This is a genomic window from Mesorhizobium sp. M7A.F.Ca.CA.004.06.1.1 (assembly GCF_003999135.1).
Lineage (GTDB): Bacteria > Pseudomonadota > Alphaproteobacteria > Rhizobiales > Rhizobiaceae > Mesorhizobium.
The window spans coordinates 1-1,534 of record NZ_RZPQ01001040.1 but is presented as its reverse complement, the minus strand read 5'-3'; the positions used below and the strand labels follow the sequence as shown (position 1 = coordinate 1,534).

Here is a 1,534-nt window from a genome sequence, read left to right as displayed (position 1 = left end):
GTTTTTCGGAAACGAGATCGGCGCCCGTGCGGTTCGGACCAGTCCGGACGACAGACGGTCGACGCATTGGAACGTGGATGCCGGACGAGAAATCAAGCAAGCGAACCGACCCGGCCAAGCCACAAGCCAGCCGCAGCCCGGCTGTCATGCGCAAGGCCGGTGCCGCGCATTTTGCGGGAGCGAGCGTCCATGTTTCGCTGGCCGGCGAGATTGGCCTGCGGATCGTGCGTGGCGACTATCCGCCCGGTACCATCCTGCCCAACGAGTCCAGATGGGCCGAGATATTCAATGTCAGCCGTTCGGCGGTGCGCGAAGCCATCAAGATGCTGATGGCGAAAAGCCTGTTGGCCTCACGCCCCAAGATCGGCAGCTGGGTCGAGCCGAGGGAGCGCTGGAACCTGCTCGACCGCGACGTTCTGGCCTGGTACGCGACGGCGCCCGACCGCGAGGCGTTCCTGCGAACCGTGCAGGAGTTTCGTCATATCATCGAGCCGGAAGCGTCGGCCTTTGCCGCCATGCGGCGCAGCGACGAGCAAATGGCGGAAATCAGCCAGGCCTGCCGCGAAATGGGCGAGGCCTTGAGCCTGCAGGAGCGTATCCGCGCCGACACGCGCTTTCATCTGGCCATCCTGCGCGCTTCCGGCAACGACCTTCTGGTGCCGCTCGGCGTGCTGATCGAGTCGGCGCTCGACCATCTCTTCGCATTCACGACGCAGCAGGTCGCCGATCAGCGCCAGGCGCAGAAGCTGCATGAGGCGATCGAAAGGAACATCCGCCTGCAGCGCCCAGCCGCCGCGCGCAACGCCGTGCACAAGCTGCTTGCAGATACCGACGATGGGATAGGGCGGTGGAGGCGGTGATCGGCGCCAGCCTTGGGTAATCGGTCAAATGGTCTGCTTCTTCCCATCCTTCATCGGCATCAGGTCGACACCGTTCACCCCAGCGATATGCGTAGCCAGCATCGGCACGAATTGCTCGGCCGGCCCGGTTGCATGGGCACCGGCGAAGGAGTTCTTGGTGGCGTTGCCGAGCGGATTGGCAATACCGGCCGCACCCGCCATCGATTCCAGATAGGTCAGGTCCTTGAAGGCATTGGCGATGGTGAATTTGTGCGCGTCGCGGTCACCTTCGAGCGTCCAGCGCATGAAGGTCTGGTAGAAGCCGCAATCCATGCGGCCATTGCGAATAACGCTGTCGAAGCGCGGCGGCGAGATGCCGACCTTCTCAGCCAGCGCCAGCGCCTCGGAATAGATCGCGGCGTAGCCGAGCGAGATGAAATTGTTGAGCAGCTTCATGCGATGGCCGTCGCCGGTGTCGCCGATATGGACGATGCGGCCGGCCCAGGTTTCGATCACCGGCTTCACCCTGGCAAAGAGGGCGTCCGGCGCGCCGACCATCGCGTCGAGCGTGCCTTCCCAGGCTTCCTTCGGCGTGCGGCTGAGCGGCGCGTCGACAAAATCGATGCCGAGCGCCTTGAGTTCCTCTGCCAGCGCCACCGTCGAGACCGGATCGGAGGTCGAGCAGTCGACGACGA

Annotated in this window: 2 protein-coding genes; one reads left to right on the top strand and one right to left on the bottom strand. The window is 64.2% G+C overall.

Annotated elements, in window-relative coordinates:
- The first annotated feature begins 77 nt into the window (after positions 1–77).
- Positions 78–860, top strand: coding sequence for a FadR/GntR family transcriptional regulator (locus EN906_RS33560; protein WP_127266787.1), 783 nt, complete (start codon positions 78–80; stop codon positions 858–860).
- Between the two features lie 24 nt (positions 861–884).
- On the opposite strand, the gene EN906_RS33555 is transcribed toward EN906_RS33560, so the two are convergent.
- Positions 885–1,534 (bottom strand): NAD(P)-dependent oxidoreductase (locus EN906_RS33555; protein WP_164777584.1); only part of this gene is annotated, 650 nt, incomplete at its 5' end.

Bases quoted from the DNA above. Each gene is read 5' to 3' on its own strand.
- EN906_RS33560 (WP_127266787.1), top strand. From the start codon at position 78: ATGCCGGACGAGAAATCAAGCAAGCGAACCGACCCGGCCAAGCCACAA.